Source organism: Citrobacter sp. C348 (genome assembly GCF_047467975.1).
In the GTDB taxonomy this organism is placed as follows: domain Bacteria; phylum Pseudomonadota; class Gammaproteobacteria; order Enterobacterales; family Enterobacteriaceae; genus Citrobacter; species Citrobacter gillenii.
The window spans coordinates 25,517-51,790 of the sequence record NZ_JASJUJ010000007.1 but is presented as its reverse complement, the minus strand read 5'-3'; the positions used below and the strand labels follow the sequence as shown (position 1 = coordinate 51,790).

At 46.4% G+C, this 26,274-nt stretch carries 25 protein-coding genes, 1 tRNA gene and 1 pseudogene; 9 read left to right on the top strand and 18 right to left on the bottom strand.

Features of this window, described 5'->3' with window-relative positions; all coding sequences use genetic code 11:
* Positions 1-327: 327 nt before the first annotated feature.
* Both mobQ and QNN86_RS14270 read left to right on the top strand, forming a co-directional pair.
* A complete protein-coding gene (gene mobQ, locus QNN86_RS14275; protein ID WP_414211356.1) occupies positions 328-1,722 on the top strand; it encodes a MobQ family relaxase in 1,395 nt (464 codons plus the stop codon).
* Between the two features lie 138 nt (positions 1,723-1,860).
* A complete protein-coding gene (locus QNN86_RS14270; RefSeq protein ID WP_414211354.1) occupies positions 1,861-2,628 on the top strand; it encodes an abortive infection system antitoxin AbiGi family protein in 768 nt (255 codons plus the stop codon).
* A 92-nt stretch (positions 2,629-2,720) separates the two neighbouring features.
* Here QNN86_RS14270 and QNN86_RS14265 read toward each other — a convergent pair whose 3' ends face one another.
* Positions 2,721-3,377 carry a hypothetical protein gene (locus QNN86_RS14265; RefSeq protein WP_414211352.1) on the bottom strand — a complete coding sequence of 219 codons (657 nt, stop codon included), beginning with the start codon at positions 3,375-3,377 and terminating at the stop codon, positions 2,721-2,723.
* 17 nt (positions 3,378-3,394) lie between these two features.
* The gene (locus tag QNN86_RS14260; protein ID WP_414211350.1) at positions 3,395-3,949 is read right to left on the bottom strand and encodes a membrane lipoprotein lipid attachment site-containing protein; all 555 of its coding nucleotides are present in this window, start codon (positions 3,947-3,949) and stop codon (positions 3,395-3,397) included.
* Positions 3,950-4,582: 633 nt separating this feature from the next.
* Between QNN86_RS14260 and QNN86_RS14255 the strand changes: the two genes are divergently transcribed.
* The 3 genes from QNN86_RS14255 (at position 4,583) to QNN86_RS14245 (ending at position 7,218) form a co-directional block, all read left to right on the top strand.
* Positions 4,583-4,960, top strand: a complete 378-nt coding sequence (locus tag QNN86_RS14255) for a hypothetical protein (protein WP_414211348.1) — start codon at positions 4,583-4,585, stop codon at positions 4,958-4,960.
* A gap of 320 nt (positions 4,961-5,280) precedes the next feature.
* Positions 5,281-6,252, top strand: coding sequence for a retron St85 family effector protein (locus tag QNN86_RS14250; protein WP_199977737.1), 972 nt, complete (start codon positions 5,281-5,283; stop codon positions 6,250-6,252).
* A 12-nt stretch (positions 6,253-6,264) separates the two neighbouring features.
* Positions 6,265-7,218: a retron St85 family RNA-directed DNA polymerase gene (locus tag QNN86_RS14245; protein WP_199977735.1), complete on the top strand. Its 954-nt coding sequence runs from the start codon at positions 6,265-6,267 to the stop codon at positions 7,216-7,218.
* A 38-nt stretch (positions 7,219-7,256) separates the two neighbouring features.
* On the opposite strand, the gene QNN86_RS14240 is transcribed toward QNN86_RS14245, so the two are convergent.
* The 9 genes from QNN86_RS14240 to proB all read right to left on the bottom strand — a co-directional run bounded on the left by QNN86_RS14240 (position 7,257) and on the right by proB (position 14,369).
* Positions 7,257-8,024, bottom strand: coding sequence for a hypothetical protein (locus QNN86_RS14240; RefSeq protein ID WP_199977756.1), 768 nt, complete (start codon positions 8,022-8,024; stop codon positions 7,257-7,259).
* Positions 8,025-8,774: 750 nt separating this feature from the next.
* On the bottom strand, positions 8,775-9,014 hold the full coding sequence (locus QNN86_RS14235; RefSeq protein ID WP_199977733.1) for a DNA-binding protein: 240 nt from the start codon (positions 9,012-9,014) through the stop codon (positions 8,775-8,777).
* A gap of 69 nt (positions 9,015-9,083) precedes the next feature.
* The gene (locus tag QNN86_RS14230; protein WP_199977731.1) at positions 9,084-9,386 is read right to left on the bottom strand and encodes a hypothetical protein; all 303 of its coding nucleotides are present in this window, start codon (positions 9,384-9,386) and stop codon (positions 9,084-9,086) included.
* Positions 9,387-9,457: 71 nt separating this feature from the next.
* On the bottom strand, positions 9,458-9,742 hold the full coding sequence (locus QNN86_RS14225) for a hypothetical protein (protein WP_019105355.1): 285 nt from the start codon (positions 9,740-9,742) through the stop codon (positions 9,458-9,460).
* A gap of 151 nt (positions 9,743-9,893) precedes the next feature.
* Entirely contained in the window at positions 9,894-10,094 is a 201-nt protein-coding gene (locus QNN86_RS14220; protein WP_049594956.1) for a helix-turn-helix transcriptional regulator, read from the bottom strand.
* 326 nt (positions 10,095-10,420) lie between these two features.
* A complete protein-coding gene (locus QNN86_RS14215; RefSeq protein WP_199977729.1) occupies positions 10,421-11,635 on the bottom strand; it encodes a tyrosine-type recombinase/integrase in 1,215 nt (404 codons plus the stop codon).
* 175 nt (positions 11,636-11,810) lie between these two features.
* Positions 11,811-11,886: transfer RNA gene (locus QNN86_RS14210), tRNA-Thr, on the bottom strand.
* A gap of 114 nt (positions 11,887-12,000) precedes the next feature.
* Positions 12,001-13,254: a glutamate-5-semialdehyde dehydrogenase gene (gene proA, locus QNN86_RS14205; RefSeq protein ID WP_414211342.1), complete on the bottom strand. Its 1,254-nt coding sequence runs from the start codon at positions 13,252-13,254 to the stop codon at positions 12,001-12,003.
* Positions 13,255-13,265: 11 nt separating this feature from the next.
* On the bottom strand, positions 13,266-14,369 hold the full coding sequence (proB, locus tag QNN86_RS14200) for a glutamate 5-kinase (protein WP_096758188.1): 1,104 nt from the start codon (positions 14,367-14,369) through the stop codon (positions 13,266-13,268).
* A 288-nt stretch (positions 14,370-14,657) separates the two neighbouring features.
* Between proB and phoE the strand changes: the two genes are divergently transcribed.
* Positions 14,658-15,713 (top strand): phosphoporin PhoE, encoded by a 1,056-nt coding sequence (gene phoE, locus QNN86_RS14195; protein WP_096758189.1) that lies wholly within the window; start codon positions 14,658-14,660, stop codon positions 15,711-15,713.
* 56 nt (positions 15,714-15,769) lie between these two features.
* On the opposite strand, the gene crl is transcribed toward phoE, so the two are convergent.
* The 3 genes from crl to gpt form a co-directional block, all read right to left on the bottom strand.
* Positions 15,770-16,171, bottom strand: coding sequence for a sigma factor-binding protein Crl (gene crl / locus QNN86_RS14190; protein ID WP_096758190.1), 402 nt, complete (start codon positions 16,169-16,171; stop codon positions 15,770-15,772).
* Between the two features lie 57 nt (positions 16,172-16,228).
* On the bottom strand, positions 16,229-17,473 hold the full coding sequence (gene frsA, locus QNN86_RS14185) for an esterase FrsA (RefSeq protein ID WP_115259348.1): 1,245 nt from the start codon (positions 17,471-17,473) through the stop codon (positions 16,229-16,231).
* A 99-nt stretch (positions 17,474-17,572) separates the two neighbouring features.
* Positions 17,573-18,031, bottom strand: coding sequence for a xanthine phosphoribosyltransferase (gpt, locus tag QNN86_RS14180; RefSeq protein ID WP_115259349.1), 459 nt, complete (start codon positions 18,029-18,031; stop codon positions 17,573-17,575).
* A 262-nt stretch (positions 18,032-18,293) separates the two neighbouring features.
* Between gpt and pepD the strand changes: the two genes are divergently transcribed.
* On the top strand, positions 18,294-19,751 hold the full coding sequence (gene pepD, locus QNN86_RS14175; RefSeq protein WP_117342051.1) for a cytosol nonspecific dipeptidase: 1,458 nt from the start codon (positions 18,294-18,296) through the stop codon (positions 19,749-19,751).
* A 102-nt stretch (positions 19,752-19,853) separates the two neighbouring features.
* Here the strand turns inward: pepD and dinB are convergent, their stop codons facing one another.
* Positions 19,854-20,909, bottom strand: a complete 1,056-nt coding sequence (gene dinB, locus QNN86_RS14170; protein WP_414211338.1) for a DNA polymerase IV — start codon at positions 20,907-20,909, stop codon at positions 19,854-19,856.
* Positions 20,910-21,024: 115 nt separating this feature from the next.
* Positions 21,025-21,885, bottom strand: a complete 861-nt coding sequence (gene lafU, locus QNN86_RS14165) for a putative lateral flagellar export/assembly protein LafU (protein WP_279277231.1) — start codon at positions 21,883-21,885, stop codon at positions 21,025-21,027.
* On the opposite strand from lafU, the pseudogene QNN86_RS14160 reads away from it, so the two are divergent.
* Positions 21,851-23,569 (top strand): annotated as a pseudogene (locus tag QNN86_RS14160) (flagellar biosynthesis protein FlhA); the annotation flags it as partial. The gene lafU and the pseudogene QNN86_RS14160 sit on opposite strands and share 35 nt — an antisense overlap.
* A 37-nt stretch (positions 23,570-23,606) precedes the next feature.
* On the opposite strand, the gene QNN86_RS14155 reads toward QNN86_RS14160, so the two are convergent.
* Positions 23,607-24,368 carry a C40 family peptidase gene (locus QNN86_RS14155; protein ID WP_096758196.1) on the bottom strand — a complete coding sequence of 254 codons (762 nt, stop codon included), beginning with the start codon at positions 24,366-24,368 and terminating at the stop codon, positions 23,607-23,609.
* A gap of 348 nt (positions 24,369-24,716) precedes the next feature.
* Between QNN86_RS14155 and dpaA the strand changes: the two genes are divergently transcribed.
* A complete protein-coding gene (gene dpaA, locus QNN86_RS14150; protein WP_182270406.1) occupies positions 24,717-25,457 on the top strand; it encodes a peptidoglycan meso-diaminopimelic acid protein amidase in 741 nt (246 codons plus the stop codon).
* Here dpaA and QNN86_RS14145 read toward each other — a convergent pair.
* Positions 25,428-26,195 (bottom strand): class II glutamine amidotransferase, encoded by a 768-nt coding sequence (locus QNN86_RS14145; RefSeq protein WP_414211335.1) that lies wholly within the window; start codon positions 26,193-26,195, stop codon positions 25,428-25,430. The genes dpaA and QNN86_RS14145 overlap by 30 nt on opposite strands.
* Positions 26,196-26,274: the final 79 nt, after the last annotated feature.

The window sequence follows — 26,274 nt, the reverse complement described above, 5'->3', positions numbered from 1 at the left end:
TTACGGCGGGATAAACTAATAATCTTATTGTCCTTCGGAGAACATCCAAAACCCCTCTGTTTAATATAGCGGAATACTTCGCCCTTTCATCTAGATTGCGCCGCTTAACTCGGCGTTTTGTTTTACAGGCATTCATATATTTCGTATTAATTAAGTAAGGGTTTTACATTGTTAGAAAAAACAATGCCCACTTATACACTCACTTCGTGAGCGTGTGGGCCCTACCGGGGGTTGCCTGCCGCAGGCTAAAAGAAAAACCAAGGTCAACACAAAAGTTTTTCTGACGAAAAACTAACAGCAGCATGGTTATATTGAGGTATGTATTTTATGGCGATTTTTCATCTTGAGTTTAAAATTGTGAAACGTTCTGGGGGCATGTCTTCCTGTAGGAAGGCTGCTTATCATGCGCGTTGCAGAATAACAGATGATCGCACTGGCAATACCTATGATTTCAGCCATCGTGCTGATTTATTCCATCATCAGATATTAGCCCCTGTTTCAGCACCTGCTCATATTATCGAAAGCTCAACAGCACTATGGAATGAAGTTGAGAGAGTTGAACGTCAGAAAGACGGTCAAACAGCCCGTTATTTTGATGTAGCTATTCCCTGTGAACTGAGCAATCAAGACAAGATAAAACTGGTTGTTGAATACTGCCAAAAAAATTTCGTTGATAAGGGAATGATTGCTGATATTGCTTTTCATGATCTCAATGGTGAAAATCCCCATGTGCATGTGATGTTGACATTAAAACCGATCACCGCTGATGGCTTCGGCAAAAAAGAAAGAAGCTGGAATGACAAGAAAAACGTAATCCTTTGGCGTGAATCATGGTCTGTGATTGCCAATCGCTATCTAGCCGCTGCTGGCAGTAATGAACGTATTGATCATCGCTCTATTGATGCTCAACACGCCGAAGCACTCGAAAACGCCACTATTACCTTGGATGTTGAAGAAAAAGCGCTATGGCTTGCCAAAGCTACGTTAACCAGCCGTCCACCAATGCAGCGTGTTCATCGTGCCAAGTGGAACAGTAAGAGTGTTCAGGAAAAGCGTGCTGCTGAACAGGCTGTTCGTGATGAGATGAAACAAGAAGCTCAGGCCACATACAACACCTTCAAAGATTTAGATCTGCAGATCGTTGTTGACCTTAGAAGCTTCACCGTATCAGAAATGCCTGAGCCTGTTGAAATCGTATTGCCTGAAACAGGTTCGCAGTCGTCATCATCCGAAGAGCAACAGCCTGTTCTGGTTGCCCCTACACCTCATACACGCACTACACTGAAAACCCCATCCTCTACAACTGCCAGAGCGGTTAAACGCGCTCCTGTTAAAAGTAAGAGAAAGCAGGTTAAACCTCGTCAAGATGGTTTGTTCAAGCGTTTCACCCTACTGGTGGTTGAATATATAAGGGAGAAATTCGTCTGGGCCAAGAGGAAACCAGCCCCGGTTTCTGTTGAAGCTGATCATGATAAGCGCATTGCTGAAAAATATGTGTTTGATGAGGTACAAGGCATCTATGTACCACGCGCTGAGCATGAGAGACGTGCTAGATTTAACAGTGACACTTATAGTCCAACACCAGATGAGATCAGGCGTTTTCCAAGTCGCGCAACCAAAGACGAAGTACCGGACGCAGATTTTAACCACACACCAACTCTTCGTACGGACAATAAAAATGCCTTACCAAAGCTAAAACCATCTCGATTTGATAGAGGCTGATTCAAATTATTTTTCGAACATGATTTTGGATTACATTGACTTTTTATCATAAACACACGTATATTTTTATAAAATACACGGATTAATAATCCATATCACAATGTTTATACATCGACAATAATTAACAATCAGGAAAGCATGACAATGGGAAAAAGTCTATATCCAAAAACATTCCTTCACTTTACAAAAAAAATACATGCATTAGAGTCAATACTTATTGATGGCTTCTTCAAACCATCTTATGCGAGAGAACGCATATACGGCAGAAAGGGATTAATTCGATACTTTGGAATACCAATGGTGTCATTCTGTAATATAAGACTCTCTCTGCTATCAGAACATACTAAAAAATATGGTTGCTATGGTATCGGTCTAACGCAGGAGTGGGCAGCGAAAAACAATCTAAATCCAGTCCTATATATGAGCAAAAACTCCGATACTTTCGAATTATTGGATGAACAATTAAGAATCATAATAAAAGGAATTGATAAAAATGAACAAACTGTTGAAACCTTCACTAAAATGAAGAACTACATCTCGCTTGTAAATATATTACGTTATATGAAAAACCATACCGGCCCATTAAGAAGAAATAACAAAAAGACCGTTGAGTATTGTTTTGCAGATGAAATGGAATGGCGCTACGTCCCTTCAATAAATGAAAAAGGAATTATCCCAATAGCTCTTTTGAAAAACATAAGAGATTCAATATCTAAGCAAGAATACAATGACAAAGTAGAACACATTCATCTCGGATTTGGAATCGATGACATACGATACATTATTTTGAAAGATAAAAATCAATTAAATCCTTTTATCAAAAGGTTAAGAAAAAGAGAATATTTAATAAATGATGAGTTCGTAAGTAAAATATTTTTTTCGAACCACATAAGCGCGGATTTATGAACGATTGAATCACTTGCGGTGTGTTTTTAACGGGACAATGAAAGCACACCGCAATGAATACATAAAAACCGAAAAAAACCAGAATTGAATGATCAATTATCGGTATATCTTTTTTCAATACTATCTCTATAGCGCTGTTGCTCAACAATACTCAGATTAGGATCAGACAGCACACTCCGCCCCTTCACAGCAATATCGTAATCAATTTGAGATTGTGTTTCATATTCTTTAGTAGGTTTAAAATAATCGGATTGTGGTGCAGATGACGACGCAGAAGAACCGGAGTATGTTTTACTTCCAGCACAACCTAGATAAGCCAGCAGGCAAGCAAACAAGAAGAAAAATGTCCACACCACATTGAATCCGTTAAGCGTATATTCACTATCATTCCCAACTGAAAACACGCCGTGAAATCTGATCGCGTAGACAATCAAGAATGATGAAAGGATAACCGCACGGCTTTTACCTACGGTTAAATGCTTACGCAGAAATTTTACCGTTGGCACCAGCATGACTACAAATAGTCCAACGGTGGCAAACACAAGCCATACAGGGAACAGCCCGTATTTTTGCGTAGTATTTTGCGATAACGTCATCAGCGACAGCACCAAGAAAGTGTTAAGCAGGTAAAGTCTGACCGCCATCGAAACCTTCACCTGTTTTTGTCTATTCCCGAGAAACAGCACAGGTGCCAATGATGGTATATTCATCAGCAGACCAATGATAAGCACCCCATAGATAGAGTTCATAGCGTTTTTTCCTGTAATTACCGAGCGACCCAGCCGTTATTGGTCTTGACCAGAACAATTTTGGCTTCTTCTGGTTCAGCCATCCCTTTCACACCAGAGAACGCATTTTTATCAACCCAGCCCGGAACGCCGTCGAGTTTCCATCTATAGGTCACTTGCGTAATTTTAGCGCCAGCACCATCACTCGGTTCAGTCCAGCTTGTGATCTCAGCAACAATACGATGACCCACGCAGGCACCTTCCTCACGGTTCCAAAAATCAACCTCTTGTCCTTTGTCGGTGACTTCCAGAACATCAACGCTACTAAAGCCGTTAGACTGTTGTGAAACAGTGAGCAGCCCCTGCTCAACAAGACCTTTCAGGATTTCATCGCTGGCATTGTATCCAGCAGAACGATAGCCATGATTAACCTTTACTGGAAAACCTTTGTTGAAAGCAAAGTCATTGTTTTGAAGTGAGTAGCACACCTTTGATTTTGAAATTTTCGCGTTAATCGCCTTCTCAAAGTCGCCTTTCTCCCCACATCCCGCCAGAACAAGAGCTGTGCCAGCAACAAGTAAAATCTTCTTCATCTTCCTATCCATCCTAATAATCAAAAATGCTGTTATGTAGAGGTTGTCTGCAGCGCATCTGTAGTCGTTAAGGCTTGTTCTTACTGGCATAACGCAACAAAACCACCTGATTAACCAATTGATAGGATTAAATTATTTTTGTGGGCCGTCATATCGTTTGTAACGATCAAAATCAAAATAATGATAGTTAAAATCTATCATTAAATACATATCGATCGATTAAAACAATTAAAACACCGATCGATAAGGAATATTTAATCGATTAAAACTATCAATATCAATTTATCGATCTGCAATACCGATCATTTTCTTGCTAGATGAATCTTTACTGGATAAAGTGAACAGAAGGATCACTGGACCGTTTGTGGGTTGGTTCATGGGTATAGAACGTCAAACCCAATGACCAACAGCCAGCACTGCACTATGGACCTTTCTTGGCCTTTATTAATCCAATATCAGGGAAAACAATCATGAGGGATGCCGTTAGCTGATTAGATAGAAAAACTAATAGGCTTCTGATAAGCGGCTTTCTTCACTATTGATTTACATGAGTCTTAATAGCCAGATGCGGCACAACGCTGGCTCCGGCTCCTTTACGCTTATTTTTTCGTTTACTGTTTATATGGAGTTAACATGAAAAAACTGTTTATCGCTGCGTTGGTGATCCTGCCTCTTACCGCTTGCACCACCTATGGCAACAAATCCCTTAAAGACGAATCCCAACAAACCGTAAAAACCAAAATCGTCAAAGGGAAAACGACCCAGCAAGATGTTATTAACGCATTCGGGCAACCACAAACGCGCGCGACCAATGATGGTCAGGAAATGTGGTCCTACTCCAGCATGTCAGGTGAGAGTCAGATATCAAACTACATTCCCGGTCTGGCCCTGCTTAAGAACAGCAACACGGTTCACATGAACTCCCTTGAGATCTGGTTCAAGGGAAATGTTGTTGACCGATATAATTTCAGCCAAACGGCGAGTAAGGTTTCGCGTGGGTTACTTGATTGATATTACTAGCATTTAAGTTAAACGATATGATTATTCAAAGCTAACTATGCGCTCAACAATTTTTTCGCCATTATCAATGCCTTCCATAATCTTGAGACAAGCAGCTTGATTGATGCAAATCATTAAGTTAGTGTATAAAACACTCTTTACGCGATAGAGGCGTATCTGCTTCATCTGGTGTATCACCGGAACTTGTTTATTGTGGTCATTTATGCCACGGCCTTCCCAAAAATCTTCGATTTTTACTCAGGCCGTGCCCTTCTAGGTAAAGAGCAGAACCCCGGTAAACCGGGGTTTTTTATAACATAAGCGGCTGCTCAATGGACGATATCAGAGACGATTTCATACTCTGCATCGATGCAGAAGAACTAAGGTTAGAAAACCTACCTAATTTTGTGTTCATTTGTGGCGGTGTACGTAACTCAGTTGATGTCGATAATCCCGGCTCGATGCGGGATGCTTTATTACGCCGCCTTGAGCACACTGATAGCAAGCTAAGTTCTCGTATACGTGAAGCAGAAGAGTTTCAAGATTGGCTTGAGCATTCAAAAATAGATAACTTAATTGATCTTGAAATTGTTCTAGCTGATTTAGCAAGTGCTGTAATTTTAATAGTCGAAGGATTAGGTGCGTATGCAGAACTTGGCGCATTTAGCATCATTGAATCAATATCAAAAAAATTAATCACTATTTTAAACACAAATACAATAATTGAAAAATCCTTCATAAATCTAGGTGTGATTAAGTATCTTGAAGATAATAAGCAAGTTATTTTAAGATACGAATGGAACGTGGAATATATACCATCAGGAGATAGAAAAAAGGTCAACCTTCGCTTTTCTGACACTAATCAAGTAATTTATAACAAAGCTGATATTATATTAGATAAATTAAAACAAGAAATTGAACAAAAGACACAATCAACAGTAAAATTTGAAAAAGACCGAAAAGGTCATATCTGCCTAGTAATCGCTGATCTTATTTATATTTTTTCAGCATTGAAGGTTGGTGAGATTAAAATATATTTATCCATTGGTTTTTCCATTGACCTTAGTGTTAAAAAGATAAAAGAATACCTTTATATTCTCGAGAATCTAGAATTAATAATAAAGGTCAATTCTGGAGATGTATTCTATGTCGCATCTCATAACAACTATGGTTTTGTAAAATATAGATACAACAATAATAAAAAACAGGTATCATCCTTTGTAGATGCTGATGATGCTAAAACCAAAGTTATTCTCTTCTATAGAGAAGGTGATATTTCTAGAAACGATGCTTTGAATAGATAACAGGAGGAAGGAATGAGTTACATAGATGAGTTGTCTAAAACATTAAATTGCACCCCTAAGACCATAATTTCTGGCTATATTAAAGCGCCAAAAAAATACAAAGTCTTCTTTATAAAGAAAAAAAATGGTAAAGGCTTAAGGGAAATAGCACAACCATCTCCTGATGTTAAAAATGTTCAACGTGCAATAGTAGATTCCTTACTTTCATTATTACCAGTGCATGAATGCGCCACTGCTTATATCGAAGAAAAATCAATTTTTGACAATGCGGAACCGCATAAAAAAAACGAATACATCCTTAAGATGGATTTTGAGAATTTCTTTTATTCTATTAAACCACAAGACCTTAATTATTTTATCTCAAAAAACGATATAAAACTTAACCAGTTTGAATATGAAGTTATTAGTCATTATCTTTTCCGAAGAAAAAAAGGAGAAAAAAAACTACGATTATGCATTGGTGCTCCTTCATCACCCATGATATCAAATATTGTCATGTATGATTTTGATGAAAAATTGTTCAACCACTGTAAGGACAATGATGTTATTTATACGCGATATGCAGATGATTTATCTTTTTCATCTGACAGTTTTGATAAACTTAATGATGTAAAGAATTTTGTTATTAATTTAGTGTCTATTCAAAAAAAACCAGAGCTAATAATCAACACAAGTAAAACAAAGTTCATAGGTAAAGGAAGGTCTCGTCGCATAACAGGTGTTGTTATTTCGAATACTGGTGATCTAGGAGTAGGAAGGTTTTTACGAAAAAAAATAAGAGCATTATTTCATTTATATTCAAATAATAAAATCAATCATAAAGACATACCTTATCTATTGGGTATGCTTTCTCATATTAAAAGCATCGAACCAGATTATTATTACAGTTTGATAAAAATTAATGGCGAAGACAAACTAAAACAACTTGGTAAAGATTCCTTTTCTGTTTTACAAAAAAAACAATGATGATTATCTTTTAGTTAATTCTGGTCACTCGCCTTACCTTAGATGTTATCCCAATCTAGTGGTTCTTCTGGTGGCACTAAGCTTATGTTTTCATAAGAGGTGCTTACTTTTATACTTTCGCACTTTGCGAATCCCTGCGACTTTTTAGCTTGTAATCTGGCGATTAATACATCGATATCTTCTTTGTTGTTTACATTTTCAATGACTGACTCAATAGACCTACGCTTATCTTCATTTTTAGTATAGTCTCCTCCGCTATCAATAATGCTTTCAACCTGTTCAATGTCAATTTTCTCTTTCTTTTTTCTGATCTCTGAAACAAAGCGAGCACGATCACCGTTGAAAACAATCGCAGGATTTATGAAATACCAGTTTTTCTCATTAGTTTTAGCAATAATGCGTTTCTCGATGAGTTCCTTTATCCCCCGGTAAAAAATAGATTCCGATAAGACAAAATGATCTATCTTTTCCGCAAGGGACATTGCCTTTTTACAGCTCAGGTAGAAATGATCTTTACCTATCGCATCCTGATAAATACGTAAAAAGATAAAAAATACTTTGTATGCTGTTTTCGTGAGATCAAAGTAGGATTTTATTTGTGAGGTATAGAGTTTGATGAACTCTTCTTTATCAACCTCTTGTGTATGCACAATATTAGCAAAATAGCTTCGACTGGCATCTTTTCTTTCGATAAGTTCCGTTCCCCTTGAAACAGTCAGATTTTTCTTTCTTGTCTCAATCTTTAGTTCTGTCTCAAAGCAAAAAGGGTTTAAGCCTAAATCCAAGTCAACTTCCATTTCTTTAATCATATTATCACCTTTTATTATTTTATTTATATTAAAGTAAATACCATACATGAAAAAGATATCAAGTTTTTTGCATGTTTTTTTGCGAAAATATTTTATAAATAGCAAGTTTTCCAGTGACGATGATTTAAATCACTGTCATTTTTTAGCGTAAAAATGATATCAGAACTGACTACAGAGTCAGGAAAGCTCACCGTGCAGTCAGTGATGCTGACAATAGAGTCAGTAATACTGACCGTATAGTCAGTCGTGGTTTTCTAATACAAGCCTTATTCCCCAAGGGCTGCAGGCCGTTTTTGTCTTAACTTAATTTTGCAAGAAGTAAGAGATAATACTTAAGAGGATTAAAAGAAACCGGGCGATTTTTATGATCGCCATCTGGGGTTTCTAATTATTTATTGCTAAGTATCCCTTTCTATTTAACTAAAAATTTTTTTTTGAAAATCCCCACCATCTATGAGCTAACGCTCATGTGCTGACGCACGGCTACGCCCTAATGCTGATATACAAATATTTTTCCTATTGGATCAAAAGCCATTTATCAAAGCAGCACTTGGTGATTGTCGCCAACAATCACTTTGCTGGACAGGGCTTGCCCCTGTTAATGATGGATTTATTCATTAATGATCGTGGCGATAGCCGCTAATAACAAAATGTAAAATTTAAATATTAATAGCCACCAAACTTTCGCAAACACCAACTTTACTAATTTTTCGATAGAACTTAATGAGTATATTTCTTGTAGACTGGCTACTGCCAGTCACATAGTTCCTGTGGTGAAATACCATCTCGCGCCATCAACTTGAGGAGCCTCTTCATCCTCAGATTACGCACCTTCTTTTCACCAATCTCCTGATAATACTCCTCACGCCGCTCCTCTACCACTTTTCGGAACTTCTTCAAAAGCTGATTCAGTGTTTTGATATCAGTAGTAGCGGCTTCAGCTTGGATTTTTTTATACATAAACATAACGTGGAACTCATCAATCATCAGATTTCTCCTGTTATAATAAACGTTGTTTATCTGCCCCTTACGAGGCAAATATATATTCAAAGAAAACTACAAAGATTTGTGAACAAATAAATACGAATGCCTCACCAGCAGATTAGCGATTCCCTTAAGATCAACCTCGTCAACATTTCCATTATTTCCTTCTTTCTGTGTTAAACTCTCAAAGTTATCTTTAATATGCATAATCACGCACATGATAGTTGCACTCATAAAATCATGATCACTAATATACTCTCTTATATCCCCATCGTGATCATTTTGTAAACTGATCCAACTTGCCTCAAACGATTTTTTAGCAAGATCAAGGAACAGTTTTGTAGATTTGTTTTTAACTTTATTATTTTTAGACATAATCAACCCTCACTTTTATATGATTATTTAATATTTAGTTTTTTTCAGCCCCAAGAAGGGGCCAAATAGATTTACATATAGGCTAACACTAATGCTTTGGTATGCAGCGTCATTACCTCCATTCTCACCCCTTCGAAATCGATAAGATAGCGCTTATTTTTGGCTACCCCCTTTTTAGCTCGTTCGATTACTTGGTCATAGACTGTTTCCATATGATGATTATCAGTAAGTAAATTAAATGCCTCTTTGGGCCCTTTTTTGACTATATCCCAATAGATACGGTAATACTCTTTCATAGCTGATAGTAGAAACATCTCAGTAGCGATCCTATCAAAACCATTATTTTTCTTATTCATTTATTTTTCCTTTTCTTTGTTTATAGTGTAAAATACCCTGCATTATTAATGCATAAAATATTTTAGTTTCTTATTTTTTAATATTGTAAAAAACACAGCGTTTAACGTTTTACATAAAACCTCCTCATCGCATTAATAGTGTATTGATTCATTAATCAGCGTGTTTACGTGAAAACTGAATAATATTTTCAATCCATTCATCGATTTCACTTTCAACAAAAGCTCTGGCTCTTATTCCAATCTTTATCGGTTCTGGGAATACGCCTCTGCTAATAAGTCGATAAATCCATGCTTTGCTATATCCTGTTTTATTCATCACTTCCGGCAGGCGAATAAGTCTTCTTGTTGTCATATATTTCTCCGTTGTTGTTTTGATGAATGTAGTATCTGCAGATCGCTTATGACGTTCAAGCCTCGGAAAATCAGAATTGAACTTGAATTGAGTGTTTTTCATACAATAACAGATGAAATGGCGGGAGAGCTGTCACTGGGCGGGGTGTAGAGCGATTTAGCAATAAGTGCTATTTATTTTGCTGTTTTAAGGTATTTTATAATTTACATAATAATCAATTAGTTAATCAATATCAGTTTAAATTCTGACTTAATTCTTATCTGCTTTAGCCAAAAAAAAGGGCTATGCCCGTTAAGACATAGCCATTCTTTCATCAGCAGTTATCCTTACCCACGTCGATTAAACGCTCCCTGCACCACATTGCCGCCTTTCTCAAGGCTTGCCATGTAGTCGGCATACCATTGCAGCATCTCACGTCTGCCATCGAGATATTGCGCATGGTTGTAGGTGCCACGGATAGCATTCTTATCCACATGCGCCAGTTGGGTTTCAATCCATGCGGTGTTATAGCCCTGTTCATGAAGAACGGTGCTCATGGTATGACGGAAACCATGACCCGTAACCCGGCCTGTATAGCCAATTCGCTTAAACACCTGATTGATACTGGCTTCACTCATGGTCTTACTTGGATCATTGCGTCCCGGAAACAGTAAAGGAAATTGCCCCGTCATTGCTCTGATCTGTTCGATAATGGCTAACGCTTGGGTAGAGAGCGGGATGATATGGGGACGACGCATTTTCATGCGTTCAGCAGAAATTTCCCATAGCGCTTTCTTGGTATCGATTTCTGACCATAACGCACCGCGCAATTCCCCTGTTCTCAGGCCGGTAATGATCAGCAATCTTGCTGCCAGCACCATCAATTCACTACCAGAGTAGCCCGTAAGGGCTTTAAAGAAGGCAGGAAGCTCTTCGGTGGTCAGGAATGGGTAATGTGTAGATTCATGCCCCTGCATGGCACTGGTGAGATCTGGCGCGGGATTATACTCAGCCCTGCCTGTCACAATGGCATAGCGAAACACTTCGCCGCAGCGTTGACGTACTTTCTTGGCTTTCTCGGTCGCTCCCCTGTCTTCCATCTTTTTCAGCACGTTCAGCAATTCCAGCGGCTTAATGTCTGCGATTGGGCGTTGACCAATGAACGGGAAGACGTCTTTGTTGAAGGCTTCAAGAATGTCAGAGGCATATCCCGCAGACCATTTCTTCACTTTCATGCTGTGCCATTCGAGCGCAATTTCTTGAAAGGTGTTTTTGACCTGCGCTTCACGCTCAACTTTTTGTTCTTTTTTAGCCTCCAAAGGATCGATACCCCCAGCGATACCCTTTCGAGCTTCATCACGTTTTGCTCTGGCATCAGCCAAGGACACATCGGGATATACCCCCAGCGCCAATAACTTTTCCTTTCCATCGATACGATACTTTAAACGCCAGTAGCGTGACCCGTTGGTTTTCACCAATAAGTAGAGGCCACCACCATCAGCCATCTTGTAGGGTTTCTCTTTGGGCTTGGCAGTCTCGACCTGTCTGGCATTGAGCTTCATCTGGGGGTATCTCCTTTAGACCGAACAGCGAATACCCCCATTGATACCCCCAACTCACCGTAGATTTCCGTGAACGTGAGTAGACGAGCAGAGACAATAAGGGCCGTAAAACCACGTATTATAAGGGTTTAAAGGGTGTTTGAGTAGACTTAAGGAGACGTTAAAATAGGTAGGATGGTGCCGATAATAGGAGTCGAACCTACGACCTTCGCATTACGAATGCGCTGCTCTACCAACTGAGCTATATCGGCACTGATAAAGACATGCCCACGACTGTGAACACGGGGTAGAAGGTTAAAACTAACCGGGCGACGCGTCAATGGCCTTGCGAATCAAACGCCTATTTTTGCATCACCCGGTTTCAATTACGCACGAATCGTGTCGTCACCGAAGCCGATCCACTTGTACGTGGTCAGTGCTTCCAGCCCCATCGGTCCGCGGGCGTGTAATTTTTGCGTACTGACAGCCACTTCCGCGCCGAGACCAAACTGGCCGCCGTCGGTAAAACGGGTGGAGGCGTTAACGTACACCGCAGACGAATCTACCTCGTTAACGAAGCGGTTGGCGTTGGCCATATTGCGCGTCAGAATCGCGTCGGAATGCTGAGTGCCATGCTCACGAATATGGGCGATGGCCTCATCCAGATCGGCGACAATTTTCACGTTCAGATCCAGCGACAGAAATTCGTCGTCGTACTCTTGCGCCTTCACCGCCACCACGTTAGCCGGGCCGGCCTGCAATGGGGTCAGCGCCGTGTTGTCAGCATGCAGCGTAACGCCGCTTTGCGCCATCTGCTGGCTCAGTGCTGGCAGGAAGCGTCCAGCGATATTCTGGTGCACCAGCAGCGTCTCCACGGTATTGCAGGTGCTTGGGCGCTGGGTTTTAGCGTTAACGATAATTCGGAGTGCGGCGATGATATCGGCGCTTTCATCCACATAGATATGACAAACGCCAATACCGCCGGTGATCACCGGAATGGTCGACTGTTCGCGACACAGCTTGTGCAGGCCCGCACCGCCGCGCGGGATCAGCATATCGATGTATTTATCCATGCGTAGCATTTCGCTGACCAGCGCGCGGTCCGGATTATCAATCGACTGCACGGCGGCCGCCGGTAAACCACAGGCCTCCAGCGCCTGCTGAATCACTGCCACGGTTGCCGCATTTGTCCGGTACGTCTCTTTGCCCCCGCGCAAGATCGCCGCATTGCCGGTTTTCAGGCACAGGGAGGCGACATCAACGGTGACGTTAGGACGCGCTTCATAAATCACGCCAATCACGCCCAGCGGAACGCGACGACGCTCCAGACGCAGGCCGCTATCCAGCAGACCGCCGTCAATCACCTGCCCGACCGGGTCGGCGAGATTGCACACCTGACGTACGTCGTCGGCGATGGCTTTCAAACGTGCCGGGGTCAGCGCCAGACGGTCAAGCATTGCTTCACTCAGACCGTTTTCCCGTGCCTGCTCAACGTCTTGTGCGTTAGCGCTGAGGATGCTTTCGGTTTGTGCTTCCAGTTCATCGGCAATCTTTTCCAGCACGCGGTTTTTTTCGCGGCTGGAGAGTAGCGCCAGCTTATACGACGCTGCTTTGGCAGCAATGCCCATTTGTTCCAGCATATGCCTGCTCCTTAACGGGTGATCATGTCATCGCGATGGACGGCAACCGGGCCATATTCATAGCCGAGAATCGCGTCAATCTGCTGAGAGTGGTGTCCGGCAATACGGCGCAGCGCGTCGCTGTTATAGCGAGTGACACCGTGGGCAATATCGCGCCCTTCAAGATTGCAGATACGAATCACTTCACCACGAGAGAAGTTACCTGTCACGCTTTTAATGCCTTTTGGCAATAACGAGCTGCCGCGTTCCAGAATGGCCGAGGTTGCGCCTTCATCGACGGTGATTTCCCCTGCTGGAGGTGCTCCGAAGATCCAGCGTTTGCGGTTCTCCAGCGGCGAGGCCTGAGCATGGAAACGCGTCCCCACGGACACACCTTCCATCACATCACCAATCACGCCAGGCTTGCTGCCTGCGGCAATAATAGTGTCGATACCAGCGCGGCAGGCCACGTCTGCCGCCTGCAGCTTGGTGCCCATACCGCCGGTGCCGAGGCCAGAGACGCTGTCTCCGGCGATAGACCGCAGCGCGTCATCAATCCCGTAGACGTCTTTAATCAGCTCAGCCTGCGGATTAGTACGCGGGTCAGCGGTGAACAGGCCCTGCTGATCGGTGAGCAGCAGCAGCTTGTCGGCCCCGGCCAGAATCGCCGCCAGCGCCGACAGGTTGTCGTTATCACCAACTTTGATTTCGGCGGTTGCCACCGCGTCGTTCTCATTGATGACAGGAACAATGTTGTTATCCAGCAGCGCACGCAGGGTATCGCGGGCATTGAGAAAGCGTTCCCGATCTTCCATATCCGCACGCGTCAGCAGCATCTGCCCGACATGGATGCCGTAAATGGAGAACAGCTGCTCCCACAGTTGAATCAGTCGGCTCTGCCCTACTGCCGCCAGCAGCTGTTTAGAGGCGATCGTTGCCGGAAGTTCAGGATAACCAAGATGCTCACGCCCGGCGGCAATCGCGCCCGAGGTAACAATAACAATGCGATGCCCTGCGGCATGGAGCTGCGCGCACTGGCGGACCAGTTCTACGATGTGGGCACGGTTCAGGCGGCGCGATCCGCCCGTTAGCACACTGGTGCCAAGTTTTACCACCAGCGTCTGGCTGTCACTCATGATTCTCTGCCATTCAAGATTGGGGAAATGATATCAAACGAACGTTTTAGCAGGACTGGCCCCGGTTGCCAACAGCCAGCGCACAAAGCATGAAATTTTATTGCGCAGGATCAGCAAGCATAGCGGCAGGTTTTGACATTTTTATGACAGAAACAAATAAACATTCTTTTTTAAAAATATTCTTACTTTGTCATAAAACGTTCATTGCCAGACGTTAAAAACCCTCCTGTCTTTGAACGGGGAACACACCCAGTAAATATTCGCGCGTACTTTAAATCAGGAATGAAAATGAAAAAGAGCACTCTGGCATTAGTGGTGATGGGTATTATGGCATCGGCATCCGTACAGGCAGCGGAAGTGTATAATAAGAACGGAAATAAACTGGATGTGTACGGCAAAGTTAAAGCCATGCACTACATGACCGATAATGACAGCAAAGACGGCGACCAAAGCTATATCCGTTTTGGTTTTAAAGGTGAAACTCAAATTAACGATCAGCTGACCGGTTATGGTCGTTGGGAAGCAGAGTTCGCAGGCAATAAAGCCGAAAGCGATCCTAACCAGCAAAAAACACGTCTGGCCTTCGCGGGTCTGAAATTGAAAAACCTCGGTTCCTTCGACTACGGTCGTAACCTGGGTGCGCTGTACGACGTTGAAGCGTGGACCGATATGTTCCCGGAGTTCGGCGGGGACTCTTCCGCGCAGACCGATAACTTTATGACCAAACGCGCCAGCGGTCTGGCGACGTACCGTAACACCGACTTCTTCGGCGTCGTTGATGGCCTGGATCTCACCTTGCAATACCAGGGTAAAAACGAAGACCGCGATGTGAAAAAACAGAATGGCGACGGTTTTGGTACGTCGGTGACCTATGACTTTGGCGGCAGCGATTTCGCCATCAGCGGCGCCTATACCAACTCTGACCGTACCAATCAGCAGAATCTGCAAAACCGTGGCGCGGGCGATAAAGCCGAAGCCTGGGCAACCGGTTTAAAATACGATGCCAACGATATTTATATTGCCACGATGTACTCTGAAACGCGCAAAATGACGCCTATATCCGGTGGCTTCGCCAATAAAACACAGAACGTCGAAGCAGTGGTTCAGTACCAGTTTGATTTTGGTCTGCGTCCGTCCCTGGGATATGTGCTGTCGAAAGGCAAAGATATTGAAGGTATCGGTAATGAAGATCTGGTGAATTATATCGACGTTGGCGCGACCTATTATTTCAACAAGAATATGTCAGCATTTGTTGATTATAAAATCAACCAGCTGGATAGCGATAATAAGTTGGCCATCAACAATGATGATATCGTCGCGGTGGGGATGACCTACCAGTTCTGATCTAACATAAAAAATGCCGGATGGGGTTGCGCCGCCATCCGGCATTTTGCTGTTCACTATGCCGTTAATTTAACCGGCTGATCTTTAAAGTCGTCCGCAGGTTCCAGCGCCAGATTCAGCGACGTTAGCAACCCACGCAATTTTTCATGGAACTCACGTAAGGTGTACTCCAGTCGATCTACCACTTCAGTCTCTTTGATGGGCACGGCGGTCCAGTTGCCGTCTTGATCAAACAAACCAAACTGGTAGCTGTACGTGAAGCGTTTTTCCTGTGCTTCTAACTCCATCCACCAGCCCCAGAATTCACGCTTCTCCGGCGCGGGTTTCACGTTGACGCAAACAGCCAGACAATCGAAAAAAAATCGATTATCTTCGCACTGCCCTTCCCGGATGTAGGGGCCAAGCGCGGTGAATTTCTTGATCAATCTGCTTTTCGGGTGTCCACTCGGTAACGTCATTGCGATCTCCTTAGGTGAAGCAACTGTTTTACCAAATCAATAAAATTTAGCAATCTATTAACACAATCTCTGATTGATCCATCCGGTTATTTCTTGCAGCGCTTTATCAAAATTGCGATACACCGGGTTGAACGGGATCTCCATCAGCTTACCGTCAGAAGATGACGATGTGATTAAGCGAGACTCCTCTTCCGGACTAAACGGATCGTTTTTCCAGAAGCCCGATAGCATCGGCGTTGGACAACGTCGGCCCAACAGGCCTTGTACCTTTAATGAATAGCGATTGAGCTCGACACGCAGTGCGTCATCAGAGGCGTCGTGCATACCCAGACGGCTGGCCAGTACATCAAGATACATTTCCGGGACGCTTGCCTGCCGCTGCGGGTCGCTGAGCAGCGCATGCACCACCGGCCCCAGACACGCCACCGCTTTCAGGCGCGAAGATTCGAGATACGCCAACCGTACCGCCACGTTGGCGCCAAAGCGAAAACCAAATGCCGCCACGCGGGTGTGATCGACCCAGGGAATGTTGGGCAGTGCTTTTAATACGTGCTGATGCAGCAGGCTGGAATCCTGGGTCAGTTTCCATTTCGACGAAAAACCGACCGAGGGCATGTCCAGCGTCAGCATGGCAATACCACGCGGGGCAAAATAGCGTTCATACAGGGTGTAGTAATCCGTTTGCATGGAATCCAGCCCCCCGCACATCAGCACCGTCGGGAACGGGCCGTCACCTTTTGGCATATGCAAAAAACCGGTGATCGGCGCACCGCCGGGAACCGTGAATTCCAGTTCGCGCAGCTTACCGGGCAAGCGCTGAGCCGCCTCTTCATACGCGCGATTCGCCAGGGCCTGCGCCTGTTCAGCCAGCTCGTCGCCTTTCAGATGCGGATACGCCGCAATGTTGTACAGCGTAGAGGCGTGCAGCCAGTGGCGTCCGCTAATTTGTGGGTCCTGTTCTGCCATGGCCTTCTGTTGCCAGTCCATCGCCTGCTTCGCCCACTCGTAGATCCAGTTCCCGCCACGATAGCCAATAACCGTGTCATAGAGCTCTTTATCCGTGCGCTCTGCTTCGCTCATGACGATACGCGCCTGCACCTCAAGGATTTCGCGCGGATCGACGCCGCGCCAGATCCACATCAGGCGATTCACCATGCGGTACCAGTGCGGGATGGTTGTGCCATCCAGGGCAGATTGCACAGACGGCTGCGCGCCGTGATTAAATCGACGAACCAGCGTTGACGTTTCAGGGTGTTTGAAGCGGGGTTTAAACAGGACTTCGCTGAGGTTAGCCTGTGACATAATTACGGCCTCCATGAGTACTCACTAAGGCATAGTGTAACCTGACACGGCACAAAAAGAACAACGCCCGGCATAGCCAGGCGTTGAAAACGATTTAGATTAGCGGCCTGAAATCGGCGGGACGAACACGACGCCCATATCCCACGGCTGCTCGATCCAGGTATCCTGAGGGATATCAACAACATAATCATTCACCAGCGGACGGCCTGCCGGTTTAGCGAAGATGGTGACGAAATGCGCTTTAGGGTACATTTCGCGAATCGCAACCGCGGTACCACCGGTGTCAACCAGGTCATCGATTACGATGAAACCTTCACCGTCACCTTCGGCACGTTTCAGAACGGTCAGTTCGCGCTGATTGTCGTGATCGTAGCTGGAGATGCATACGGTATCGACATGACGAATACCCAATTCACGCGCCAGCAGCGCGCCTGGCACCAGACCACCACGGCTAACGGCAATGATGCCTTTCCATTGTTCAGAAGGCATCAAGCGGCTTGCCAGTTTACGTGCATGGATCTGCAACATGTCCCAGGTGACGACGTATTTTTCGCTCATGTGAAGTTGTCCCAGCCTGTTTATCTACGGCTTAAAAAGTGTTCGAGGGGGAAATAGGTTGCGCGAGATTATAGAGATCTGACGCGCTAAAAACCAGTGTTAAGCGGAATCCAGGCCTCTTTTTGCATGCTTTTTGCTAGCCGTGAGCAGAGAAAGTGGTATTCTCAATTGCATCGCGCAAGCCTGACTTGTGGTGTTTTTAATTCTGCTAACCCCGTGGCCTGTAAGTCAATTTTGCAGGGCATCGCCAAGGAGACTCAACGTGTCTGAACTGTCTCAATTATCCCCGCAACCGCTGTGGGATATTTTTGCCAAAATCTGTTCTATTCCTCATCCGTCCTACCATGAAGAGCAACTCGCTGAACATATTCTGAGTTGGGCCCAAGAGAAAGGTTTCCACGTCGAGCGCGATCAGGTGGGTAATATCCTGATTCGCAAACCCGCTACCGCAGGAATGGAAAACCGCAAGCCGGTTGTTCTGCAGGCGCACCTGGATATGGTGCCGCAAAAAAACAACGATACCGTTCACGACTTCACCAAAGATCCGATCCAGCCTTATATTGACGGCGAATGGGTGAAAGCCCGTGGCACCACGCTGGGTGCGGATAACGGTATCGGTATGGCCTCTGCGCTGGCCGTTCTGGCGGATGACAGCGTGGTTCACGGCCCGCTGGAAGTTCTGCTGACCATGACCGAAGAAGCGGGCATGGACGGTGCGTTTGGTCTGCAGGCTAACTGGCTGCAGGCAGATATTCTGATCAACACCGACTCCGAAGAAGAAGGGGAAATCTACATGGGTTGCGCTGGGGGAATCGACTTCACCGCCAATCTGCCGCTGTCTCGTGAAGCCATTCCTGCAGGTTTCCAGACCTTTAAGCTGACGCTGAAAGGCCTGAAAGGCGGCCACTCCGGCGGCGAAATCCATGTTGGCCTCGGTAATGCCAACAAGCTGCTGGTACGCTTCCTGGCTGGCCACGCTGAAGAACTTGATCTGCGTCTGGTTGATTTCAACGGTGGTACGCTGCGTAACGCGATCCCACGTGAAGCCTTTGCTACCCTTGCTGTTGCCGCAGATAAAGTCGATGCGTTAAAAGCGCTGGTCAGCACTTATCAGGAAATCCTGAAAAACGAGCTGGCAGCCAAAGAGAAAAATCTGGCACTGCTGCTGGATACCGTCTCTAACGACAAAGCCGCACTGACCGCTCAGTCCCGCGATACCTTTGTTCGTCTGCTGAACGCGACACCAAACGGCGTGATCCGCAATTCAGACGTGGCAAAAGGCGTGGTGGAAACCTCCCTGAACGTCGGTGTTGTCACCATGACGGACGACAACGTGCAGATTCACTGCCTGGTTCGCTCGCTGATCGACAGCGGTAAAGACTATGTGGTGAGCATGCTGGATTCTCTGGGCAAGCTGGCTGGCGCGAAGACCGAAGCCAAAGGCGCGTATCCTGGCTGGCAGCCGGATGCGAACTCGCCGGTCATGCACCTGGTGCGCGAAACTTATCAGCGTCTGTTCAACAAGACGCCGAACATCCAGATTATCCACGCGGGTCTGGAATGCGGTCTGTTCAAAAAGCCGTATCCGGAGATGGACATGGTTTCCATCGGGCCAACCATCACCGGTCCGCACTCCCCGGATGAGCAGGTTCATATCGAAAGCGTCGGTCATTACTGGACGCTTCTGACCGAACTGCTGAAGTCAATTCCGGCGAAGTAAGTCTCTGCAATACATGCCGGATGGCGCTGCGCTTATCCGGCCTACACGCTGATTTGTAGGCCGGATAAGGCGTTTACGCCGCCATCCGGCAATACATCAGAGTCAAATTCCCAGCAGTAGCTGCCTTTCCAGTTGTGGATCCAGCAGCGTGACGTGTAATCCCACCAGCCTGACCCCGCGCCCTCCCCGACGCGCATCCCAGGTTTTACGCGCCGTGGTAATCAAATCGTCTTTACTTAAGCGCGGCCAGACGTGTTCCTGAGTGGTCTGCTGAAAATCATTAAACTTCAATTTGATGCCCTGGCGAGCAATACATAAATCCGGTTTTACCTTTGCCAGACGCCGTTCCAGTTCCGGATAAAGCCGCTCGATAATCGCCTCACATTCTGACCACTCATGGATATCCTCCGCCAGCGTGCGTTCAACGCCGACAGATTTGCGCATTCTGTCGTTGCTCACATCCCGCTCGTCAATACCCTGACTGCGCTCCCACAGCACGCGACCAAATTTACCAAAACGCTTAAGTAATATTGCCAGGTCGCACTTTTGCACGTCTTCACAGGTACGTAATCCCATGGATTCCAGCTTGGCGGCGGAAACTTTGCCGACACCGGGAATTTTCCCCAGTGGGAGCGTTCTGATAAATTCCGGCACATCATCCGGTGTGATCACATATTGCCCGTTGGGCTTATTGAGATCGGAGGCGATCTTGGCCAGAAACTTGACCGGTGCAATCCCCGCGGAGGCGGTGAGCTGTAGCTCGTCAAAAATCGTCTGGCGAATTTGCTGGGCAATCAGTGTGGCCGATCCGTGACAGTGCGTGCTGTCGGTGACGTCCAGATAGGCTTCATCCAGCGAAAGGGGTTCGATAAGCGAGGTGTAGCGTGCGAAGATCGCCTGAATCTGGCGAGACGCTTCTTTATACGCCTCATAACGACCGGGTAATAAGGTGAGATGCGGGCACAGTTTTAGCGCCATCCCCGTGGGCATCGCACTGCGGACGCCAAATTTCCGTGCCGGATAATTGGCGGTGCTGATGACCCCCCGACGCTCACGGCTGCCGCCGATGGCAATGGGAATATCACGCAGAGCGGGGTTATCGCGCATTTCTACCGCCGCGAAAAAGCAGTCCATATCGACATGTATAATTTTACGCATCACCCCTCCCATAACACTGTTTAAGTATACAGTATTTTTATAATGTGAGAAGTCCGAACAGTTAGACATGAACAATCCTCCCAATCCCCACGTTGCGCGGGGCGGGAGAACAAAATTAGTGAGGCACAACAACCGGCGCTTGACGTAACGAAGTCACCTGCTTTTGTTTATCCAGCTTATCCACCAACGGTTGCACAACCTTCTCACCATGCTGGCCAAAGTATTGATACAGCGTGTCGGAGGCACTTTGCGTCAGTACCATGATCTCGATGCGGCGATTGCCCGCGCTCTCTGGATTCTTCGCATCCAGCAGCATCTGGTCCGCCATGGCGCTGACCTGCATGACCTTATCCTGAGGCATCCCGGCATCCTCCAGTACGCGACGAGCCGACAGCGCACGATCGCCGGAAAGATTCCAGTTGTTGTAAATATTGCTCTTATAGCTCATCGCATCCGTATGACCGGTGATGATTAGCTTGTTATCCAGCGAGTCAAACACCGGTGCCAGCTCAACGAGTAGCGATTTAAAGAACGGCATTATTTTGGCGCTACCGCGTTCAAACATATTGCGGTTCTGGTCATCTTTAATCAGCACGCGTAACCCCTGGGGAACAATCTCCATTTCGAGGTTGGTTTCCATGTGCGCATTGCGGGCGATAGCGTTGATATCAGTTGCCAGCTCCCCGAGTTCAGTGGCGGATCTCTTCTTCAGCAGCGCGGTCTTTTCATTCACATCCATGACCTTTTTGGCCGTTTCTTCCGTCACCTGCGCCGTTTCCTGTGGCGTCGATTTTTTATCCAGCGTATTGCGGGCAACATTTTTATTGCTCACGCTCGGCGTAATCGGCTTTTTGCCTATTTTGTTTAACGGCGTGAGCCCTCCCCCGTTGAAGATGGACTGACCGTGCAATGCCGCCACGATATTTTCACGATCGGATTTACTGACGCTGTTAACAATCAACTTTATCGTGGTCACTAAAGGTGCTGAACGTATCTCCGAGGTGTCCGCCCGCTTTACGCTGGACGCGATGCCCGGTAAACAGATGGCGATTGATGCCGATCTGAATGCCGGGTTGATCAACCAGGCGCAGGCGCAAACACGACGCAAAGACGTGGCGGGTGAGGCAGATTTCTACGGTGCGATGGATGGTGCTTCAAAGTTCGTGCGTGGGGACGCCATCGCCGGGATGATGATCCTGGCCATCAACCTGATCGGCGGCGTCTGTATTGGGATCTTTAAATACGATTTAAGCGCTGAGGCCGCGTTCCAGCAATACGTGCTGATGACCATCGGTGACGGCCTGGTCGCGCAAATCCCGTCTTTGCTGTTGTCGACGGCGGCGGCGATTATCGTCACGCGCGTCAGCGACAGCGGCGATATTGCTACCGACGTACGTAGCCAGCTGCTGGCCAGCCCTTCGGTGCTCTATACCGCCACCAGCATTATGTTCGTGCTGGCCGTTGTGCCGGGCATGCCACATTTCCCGTTCCTGGCTTTTACGGCGCTGTTAGGGTTCACCGCCTGGCGCATGAGCAAGCGTCCGAAAGTCGCCGAGACTGAAGAGAAAAATCTCGAAACGCTGACCAAAACCATCACCGAAACCACCGAGCAGCAGGTCAGTTGGGAAACCATTCCGTTAATTGAGCCCATTAGCCTGAGTCTGGGCTATAAGCTGGTGGCGCTGGTCGATAAATCGAAAGGTAATCCGCTGACCCAGCGTATTCGTGGCGTGCGGCAGGTGATTTCTGACGGCAACGGCGTGTTGCTGCCTGAAATTCGTATCCGCGAAAACTTCAGACTGAAACCCACGCAGTACGCCATTTTCATCAATGGGATTAAAGCGGATGAGGCGGATATCCCCTCAGATAAGCTGATGGCGCTACCCTCCAGCGAAACTTACGGCGAAATAGATGGCGTGTTAGGGAACGACCCGGCCTACGGGATGCCCGTTACCTGGATTGTGCCGGCGCAAAAAGCCAAGGCATTAAATATGGGGTATCAGGTTATTGACAGCGCCAGCGTCATTGCCACGCACGTGAATAAGATTATTCGTCGCTATATTCCCGATCTGTTTAATTACGATGATATTACGCAGTTACATAACCGCCTGTCGTCCATGGCACCGCGTCTGGCGGAAGATCTCAGCGCGGCGCTGAATTACAGCCAGTTATTGAAGATTTACCGGACGCTGCTTATCGAAGGCGTTTCATTACGCGATATCGTTACCATTGCCACCGTGCTGGTTGCCAGCAGCGCGACCACCAAAGATCCCATTCTGCTGACGGCAGATGTCCGTCTTGCGCTGCGTCGCAGTATTACTCACCCGTTTGTACGCAAAGATGAGCTGGCGGTCTACACGCTCAATAGTGAACTGGAGAATTTACTGGCAAACGTGGTCAATCAGGCACAGCAAAGTGGCAAAGTGATGCTCGACAGCGTACCGGTCGATCCGAATATGCTTAATCAGTTCCAGACCAATATGCCGCAGATAAAAGAACAAATGAAAGCCGCGGGGAAAGAACCGATATTGTTGGTCGCTCCACAGTTACGTCCGCTGCTCGCTCGCTATGCTCGTCTGTTCGCGCCGGGGCTACAGGTGCTGTCTTATAATGAAGTGCCGGATGAGCTGGAATTAAAAATTATGGGCGCGTTGAGCTAACGCGTGATGAGGCGGTGCTGAAAGTACCGCCTGACTATTACAGAATTGTATTTTCCGTCAGAATTCGTCGGGCACCGAGATAATGATCCTGCCAGAAAGGTTCGGACAAGGTGCTGACCCGGATCGTTTCGCCGGTACGTGGCGACTCAATAAATTGCCCCTGCCCCAAATAGACCCCCATATGATCGGCAATATCCCGGCTGTGAATATGGAAAAACAGTAAATCACCACGACGTAAATCGCGATTAGAGACAATTGTCGCCCGCCGATAGTGATACATTTCATTGGCAGTACGGGGCAGTTTCGCCGCCAGAATTTTATTGTAGGCATAGAAAACGAGCCCGCTGCAGTCAAAGCCTTCATCCGGACGGGTTCCCCCCCACAGATACGGTTTACCTAACTGTTGCTCAAGGCGATGAATCGCCACTTCGGTGATGTTGTGCAGGTGATCGCTACTGAGAAAATGAGGATTTTCGGCGAGTTCCTGCCAGCGATGATCGCTGGCTTTAAGCGGACCTGGGAACCACTCCGGGTGCTGTTTAATCTGCACGCGATTCTGCTGGCGCAGTGCCTTTTTACTTTCCGCATTACCTTCTACCACGTAGCTGGCCTGCTTTTTAACCTGCACATGATACTGCTTTAGTAACCGGGCACGATTACGCATACGCAACTGCGCCGCATAGTTTAAGGGGGTATTTGATAAGACAGGCTGAACTTTGGCGATACACGGTAATGACAACACGACACACAAAGACAGCAGGCCCGGCAAAAGGCGTCGGGGTGCAGTGGCAAAAGACATGAAAAAAGAATACCTGGTCAAACACGTTCGGCGCAGTGTACTGCTATTGGCGGGATATCTTTTTTAATATTTGATTATTAATAGATTAATTTTTTAAATTCAATAGATTAGAAAGTCAGTATTAATCTTATGCAATGGACGGATAGCAGCGACAAATTACGCCGCTGTCTGACTGCCTTTAAGTCCAATTTTGCGTATAAAGAGAAACTAAAGTGTAAACGCAGCACGAGAGACTTGCGAAAAACTTTCTTGGTGCTAATGTGAGCGCTCCAAATCCAGATTTATCCGATTTGGCGACTCTATTTGCCGTCCTGGCGTGTGTAACCGTTTTATCAAGGAATAAGCAGTATGCGTAAAATCGCATTTTTTCTTGCGATGCTTTTATTACCGTGCGTTTCATTTGCCGGTTTGCTGAGCAGTAGCAGTCCAACTGCACCTGTCAGCAAAGAATATAAGCAGCAATTGATGGGATCTCCTGTCTATATTCAGATCTTTAAAGAAGAACGCACGCTGGATCTGTACGTCAAAATGGGCGAACAGTATCAATTGCTCGACAGCTACAAGATCTGTAACTATTCCGGCGGGTTAGGACCCAAGCAACGTCAGGGCGATTTTAAAAGCCCGGAAGGGTTTTACAGCGTACAACGCGGTCAGCTCAAACCGGATAGCCGCTTCTATAAAGCGATTAATATTGGCTTTCCCAACGCCTATGACCGCGCGCACGGGTACGAAGGTAAATACCTGATGATCCACGGCGCCTGCGTTTCTGTCGGCTGCTATGCCATGACCGACAACGGCATTGATGAGATTTTCCAGTTTGTCACTGGGGCGTTAGTATTTGGCCAGTCCAGCGTGCAGGTCAGCATTTACCCGTTCCGTATGACCGATACCAACATGCAGCGCCACAAGAACTCGTATTACAAAGAGTTCTGGTCACAGCTAAAACCGGGATACGACTATTTTGAACAGACGCGTAAGCCACCGACCGTTTCCGTTGTCGATGGTCGTTACGTCGTCAGCAAGCCATTGAGCCATGAAGTGATTCAGCCGCAGCTGGCGTCAAACTACACGCTCCCCGAGACAAAATAGCGCCCATTCACCTGGCATAATCTTTTGCCAGGTTTCATTGCCCGTCAGCGGCTGCGTAGCGATCACGGTGACCACATCATTGGGTGTGGTCTCGGAGCTAAAGTCGATTTCTACATCCTGATCCAATAACGTCGCCACGCCGAAAGGCGCACGGCGGGTGATCCAGAACAGATTGGTCGAGCAGAAGGCCATCACATAGCGCCCGTCGGACAACAGCATGTTGAAGACGCCCTTCTCACGCAATTCCCCGGCCAGCACGGCAATATATTTAAATACCGCCGCCATATTGCCAGGCGTGCGCGGATAACGCTCAACCAGTTTATGTAACAGCCAGCAGAATGCTTTTTCGCTGTCGGTTTCACCGACCGGGCGGAAATTACCGGTTTCCAGCGATTTATAGCCGCTGAGCTGTCCGTTATGGGCGTAAGTCCAGTTGCGCCCCCACAGTTCACGCGTGAACGGATGGGTGTTTTCCAGCGCCACTTCCCCCCGATTAGCCTGGCGAATATGGGCAATCACAGAACAGGATTTGATGGGATAGTCTTGTACCAGTTTGGCAATAGGCGAATTAAAGCTGGGTTGCGGATCTTTAAACGTACGGCAACCCTTACCTTCATAAAACGTAATACCCCAGCCGTCTTTGTGCGGCCCGGTGCCTCCGCCGCGCTGAACCAGCCCGGTGAAGCTAAAGCAAATATCGGTTGGCACATTGGCGCTCATCCCGAGCAGTTCGCACATATATCACCTACCTTAAAACGCTGAACTGCCTGATGGCGTTACGCTTATCAGGCCTACGCAAAACGCAAGTAGGCCGGAT